The organism is bacterium (assembly GCA_040753555.1).
Lineage (GTDB): Bacteria > UBA9089 > UBA9088 > UBA9088 > UBA9088 > JBFLYE01.
In genome coordinates this window covers 1-4,636 of record JBFMDZ010000170.1, presented here as the reverse complement: position 1 = coordinate 4,636, position 4,636 = coordinate 1, and the positions used below count along the sequence as shown (strand labels likewise).

The window sequence follows — 4,636 nt, the reverse complement described above, 5'->3', positions numbered from 1 at the left end:
ATTTATTCCCTTCATTTCTAAAAATTAGCCTTCCTGTCAATAGAAAATAACCACAATTTTAAAAAAGAGACCCTAATTTTCCCAAAAATCCTTTCTTTAGCTAAAAAGATATGGGTAAGTTTCAATTTAAAAAAATATTGACATAGGAGATTGTAAAATGTTATCCTTTTGATTTTATTAAAGAAAAAGATGTTAATGCCAAAAAAGGTTAAATATAGAAAGCAACAGAGGGGAACAATGGCGGGAAAAACAAAGGGGGGAGGGTTTCTTGTGTTTGGAGATTATGGCCTTGTTGCATTAGAGCCACATTGGATAACAGCAAGGCAGATTGAAGCCGCAAGGATTGCTATAACCCGTCATGTAAAAAGGGGCGGAAAGATGTGGATAAGGGTATTTCCAGATAAACCTGTAACAAAAAAACCCCTTGAAACAAGAATGGGAAAGGGAAAGGGTGCTGTTGATCATTGGGCGGCTGTTGTAAAGCCAGGAAGGATACTCTTTGAATTAACAGGCGTAGCAAAAGAGGTTGCACAGGAGGCTTTGCGTCTTGCATCTCATAAGCTTCCCATTGCAACAAGGATATTAGAGAGGGAATGAAGGCATCGGATTTAAGAGAATTTACTATGATAGAGCTTTTAAATAAAAGAAAGGAGTTTTCAGCTGAGCTTCTTAACCTTCGCCATCAAAAGGTAATAAGGCAGATTGAGAATCCAAGAAGGATAAGGGAGATAAAGAAAACAATTGCCCAGGTTAATACAATTATGAAAGAAAGGGAGCTTGGGATAAAGTCAGGAGGAGGAGATCGAGAGTCTTAAGAGTCAAATAAAATGAGAAAGGAAAGAGTAGGTGTTGTTGTTTCAGATAAGATGGATAAAACCGTTGTTATTGAGGGAGAAACAATCGTTAAGCATCCATTATACAAAAAGTATATCAGAAGAAAAAAGAAATATTATTGCCACAATGAAAAGAAAGCAAAAACAGGCGATAAGGTAAAAATTATAGAAACAAGGCCTCTTTCAAAGATGAAAAGATGGGCGGTTGTTGAGGTATTAAAATGATTCAACAGCAAACAATGTTAAGCGTGGCAGATAATTCTGGAGCAAGAAAGCTTATGTGTATGAAGATTCTTGGTGGTTCAAAGAGAAGATATGCAGGACTTGGCGATATAATTATTGGTGTTGTTAAAGAGGCTATCCCTACATCACCTATCAAACAAGGCTCAGTGGTTAAGGCTGTTGTTGTTAGAACAAGAAAGGAGCAAAGGAGAGACGATGGCTCATATATAAGGTTTGACACTAATTCAGCTATTATTATTGATAATGATGGAAATCCAAAGGCAACCCGTGTTTTTGGTCCTGTTGCAAGGGAATTAAGGCAGAAAAATTTTACAAAAATCATTACCCTTGCACCGGAGGTAGTATGAGTTTAAGGATAAAGAAAGACGATAAGGTATATGTTTTGACAGGAAAGGATAGGGGAAAGGAGGGAAAAATAATAAAGGTTTTTCATAAAAAAGAAAAGGTTCTTGTTGAGGGAATAAATAGGATAAAACGCCATACAAGACCAAACCAGGCAAATAGGCAGGGAGGAATTATTGAAAGGGAAGCACCTATTCATATTTCAAATGTAGCCCTTGTCTGCCCTAATTGCACAAGCCCTACGCGATTTTCTATTGGATATACAGGGAATAAAAATAAGATTAGAATATGCAAAAAATGCAAGGAGCCTATAGATAAGAAGGAATAAATGGGAGAGGTGGTAACAAAAATTAAGGTTTCACATCTTGCAAATAAAAAATTTGTAGAGATAGAAACCTTAGTAGATACGGGTGCAACATATACAGTCATTCCGTCTAAAATTCTTGAAGATCTAAACATTTCAAAGATAAGAAGGATCAATGTAGAGTTTGCTAATGGAGAGGTTGAAGAAAGGGATATGGGTGATGTGTATATAGAGCTAGAAAATGTAAGGGTTCCTAATCAGATAATTTTTGGAAAAGAAAAGGATGCAATTGTATTGGGATTGATTACCATTGAATCAGCTGGTATGACAGTTGATCCAATAAACAGAAAATTACTTTTTCTTCCAAAGATTCATTGTTACAAAAATGGCTAGATTAAAGGAAATTTATAAAGATAAAATAATTCCCCTTATGATGAAGGAGGATGGATATAAAAATCCTCTGGCTGTTCCAAGGCTTTCAAAAATTGTAGTAAATATAGGAACAGGGGATGCAACATCTGATTCAAAGCTCCTAGACAAGGCTGTTGATGAGCTTACCCTAATCTCTGGCCAGAAGGCTATAAAGAGAAAGGCAAAAAAATCAGAGGCAGGTTTTAAATTAAGAAAAGGAATGGCTATTGGATGTATGGTTACATTAAGAAGGGATAGGATGTATGAATTCCTTGATAGGCTTTTAAATATTGCCTTACCAAGGGTTCGTGATTTTAGGGGGTTGTCTCCTACATCATTTGATGGAAGGGGGAATTATACATTAGGGATAAAAGAGCAGATAATCTTTTCTGAAATAGATTACGATAAGGTTGAAAAAATAAGGGGAATGAATATAACATTTGTAACAACGGCAAGGAGTGATAGAAGCGCAAAGAGGTTATTAGAGCTTTTTGGCTTTCCATTTATAAAATAATATGGCAAAAAAATCATTGATATTAAAACAGAAAAGAGCACCAAAGTTTAAAACAAGGTTTTATAACAGATGCAGGTTATGCGGAAGACCAAGGGGTTTTCTTCGTGATTTTGGTATGTGTAGAATATGTTTTAGAAAATTGGCATCAAGCGGAAAAATCCCTGGTGTTATAAAGGCAAGCTGGTAAGATGAGTAAAAGTTTTGACCCAATAGCTGATATGCTTACAAAGATAAGAAATGGTCAAAAGGCAGGTCATTCCCATGTTGACATTCCTTCCTCTAATATAAAAATACAGATAGCAACAATTTTTAAGGATGAAGGGTATATAAAGGGATGGAAGGTAATAGAAGACAAGATTCAGGGGATTTTAAGGGTATTTTTAAGGTATTCAGAGGATAAAGAGCCTATAATTACAGGCATTAAGAGAATAAGCAAACCGGGAAGAAGGGTATATGTTGGGAATAAGGATATTCCAAAGGTATTGGGAGGAAAGGGAAGGGCTATCCTCACAACACCCTATGGTGTAATGACAGATAGAGAAGCAACAAAACGCTCTATTGGAGGAGAGGTTATTTGTTATGTGTGGTAATCTTAAAAACAAGGAGGTAAAAAGATGAAGAAAGAATTATTTTTTGGGATAGCCATTTTAATATTGGCTGGTTGTTGCCCTCCTAAAAAGGAGGAAAATGTTGTAAAAATAGCCCTGGTCTGTCCATTGACAGGCGATTTGGCAGCAATGGGACAGGGGATGAAAAGGGGAGCAGAGATGGCTATTGAGGAAACAGAGGGTAAATTTGAGCTTGTCTGTTTTGATGACAGGGCAGACCCAAAGGAGGCTGTTAATGTAGCATCTCAAATTATATCAGACCCTAATATTTATGGCGTTGTTGGACATCTAAATTCTGGATGTTCAATCCCTGCATCTAAAATTTATGCAAAGAAAAACCTTATAATGATTAGCCCAGCATCTACAAATCCAAAGCTAACCCTTCAAGGGCTCCCAAATGTTTTTAGGGTCTGTACAACAGACGATGTCCAGGGAAGCTTTGGAGCAGATTTTATGATAAATAAGCTGGGTATTAAGAATGTTGCTATAATCCATGATAAAACAGCGTATGGACAGGGTTTGGCAGAGGAATTTAAGAAAAAATTTGAAGAAAACAAGGGGACAATTCTTTCATTTGATGGAATAAATATAGCAGATAAGGATTTTAAAGCCCTTTTGATTTCAATAAAGGATAAAAAGCCAGAAGCTATTTATTTTGGTGGTGTCTATGGTGAGGGTGGCTTAATTTCAAAGCAGGCAAAAGAGCTTGGTTTAAATGTTCCTTTAATTGGAGGCGATGGCCTTTTTAGCCCAGAATATATAAAGATTGCAGGAAGTGCGGGAGAGGGAGATTTTATAACAATGGTTGGTGTTGGAATAGAGAATATACAGGAAGCACAAGGTTTTTTGGAAAGATTTAAAAACAAATATCCAAATGTAGAAAGTCAGCCATATGACCATTATACCTATGAGGCGGTTAATATAATCATATCTGCAATTTCTAATTCTGGTCTTGATAACGCAAAAGTCATTAAGTGGGTAAAAAATATTAGTTATCAAGGGATTTTAGGGGAAACAAAATTTGACGAAAAGGGAGATACCCTAAATAAGGCTATTAGTGTTTATAAGGTAGAGGGAGAAAAATTTGTATTGATTAAGGAATAGGGTAAAAGAGCAATTATGGATGGTATGTGTTTAGCTAATTTTAAGGAAAGCAATGAAGGAAAGTGTGGAAGCGCTTAAAGCTCGGAAGCAAGAAAGCTTTTGGTTAGCCCTTCCGTTCTTTAAGCTCCTCCGTTCTATTTTGAATTTCTTCAGAGAGGAATAATGTTTATCTCACAGCTTTTAAATGGCGTAACATTAGGAGGCATTTATGCCCTTCTGGCATTGGGCTATACAATGGTCTATGGAATCCTCTTAATGATTAACTTTGCCCATTCTG

General features: G+C 36.2%; 11 protein-coding genes. All 11 read left to right on the top strand.

The genetic code is table 11. The features are described 5' to 3' along the window. Positions 1-189 precede the first annotated feature (189 nt). Positions 190-597 (top strand): 50S ribosomal protein L16, encoded by a 408-nt coding sequence (gene rplP, locus AB1630_10610; GenBank protein ID MEW6104241.1) that lies wholly within the window; start codon positions 190-192, stop codon positions 595-597. Further along, the gene (rpmC, locus tag AB1630_10605) at positions 594-815 is read left to right on the top strand and encodes a 50S ribosomal protein L29 (protein ID MEW6104240.1); all 222 of its coding nucleotides are present in this window, start codon (positions 594-596) and stop codon (positions 813-815) included. The genes rplP and rpmC overlap by 4 nt, the downstream gene beginning before the upstream one ends. Before the next feature lie 12 nt (positions 816-827). Continuing rightward, positions 828-1,058: a 30S ribosomal protein S17 gene (gene rpsQ / locus AB1630_10600; GenBank protein ID MEW6104239.1), complete on the top strand. Its 231-nt coding sequence runs from the start codon at positions 828-830 to the stop codon at positions 1,056-1,058. Continuing rightward, positions 1,055-1,423 carry a 50S ribosomal protein L14 gene (gene rplN / locus AB1630_10595; protein MEW6104238.1) on the top strand — a complete coding sequence of 123 codons (369 nt, stop codon included), beginning with the start codon at positions 1,055-1,057 and terminating at the stop codon, positions 1,421-1,423. Before rpsQ ends, rplN begins: the two co-directional genes overlap by 4 nt. After that, positions 1,420-1,746 (top strand): 50S ribosomal protein L24, encoded by a 327-nt coding sequence (gene rplX / locus AB1630_10590; GenBank protein ID MEW6104237.1) that lies wholly within the window; start codon positions 1,420-1,422, stop codon positions 1,744-1,746. The genes rplN and rplX overlap by 4 nt, the downstream gene beginning before the upstream one ends. Beyond that, positions 1,747-2,115, top strand: coding sequence for a retroviral-like aspartic protease family protein (locus AB1630_10585; protein MEW6104236.1), 369 nt, complete (start codon positions 1,747-1,749; stop codon positions 2,113-2,115). It abuts the gene before it with no gap. Beyond that, positions 2,108-2,647 (top strand): 50S ribosomal protein L5, encoded by a 540-nt coding sequence (rplE, locus tag AB1630_10580; GenBank protein ID MEW6104235.1) that lies wholly within the window; start codon positions 2,108-2,110, stop codon positions 2,645-2,647. The genes AB1630_10585 and rplE overlap by 8 nt, the downstream gene beginning before the upstream one ends. A gap of 1 nt (position 2,648) precedes the next feature. After that, positions 2,649-2,834 (top strand): type Z 30S ribosomal protein S14, encoded by a 186-nt coding sequence (locus AB1630_10575; protein ID MEW6104234.1) that lies wholly within the window; start codon positions 2,649-2,651, stop codon positions 2,832-2,834. 1 nt (position 2,835) lies between these two features. Beyond that, entirely contained in the window at positions 2,836-3,237 is a 402-nt protein-coding gene (gene rpsH / locus AB1630_10570; protein MEW6104233.1) for a 30S ribosomal protein S8, read from the top strand. Positions 3,238-3,261: 24 nt separating this feature from the next. Then, positions 3,262-4,359 carry a branched-chain amino acid ABC transporter substrate-binding protein gene (locus tag AB1630_10565; protein MEW6104232.1) on the top strand — a complete coding sequence of 366 codons (1,098 nt, stop codon included), beginning with the start codon at positions 3,262-3,264 and terminating at the stop codon, positions 4,357-4,359. Between the two features lie 162 nt (positions 4,360-4,521). After that, positions 4,522-4,636 (top strand): branched-chain amino acid ABC transporter permease (locus tag AB1630_10560; GenBank protein MEW6104231.1); only part of this gene is annotated, 115 nt, incomplete at its 3' end.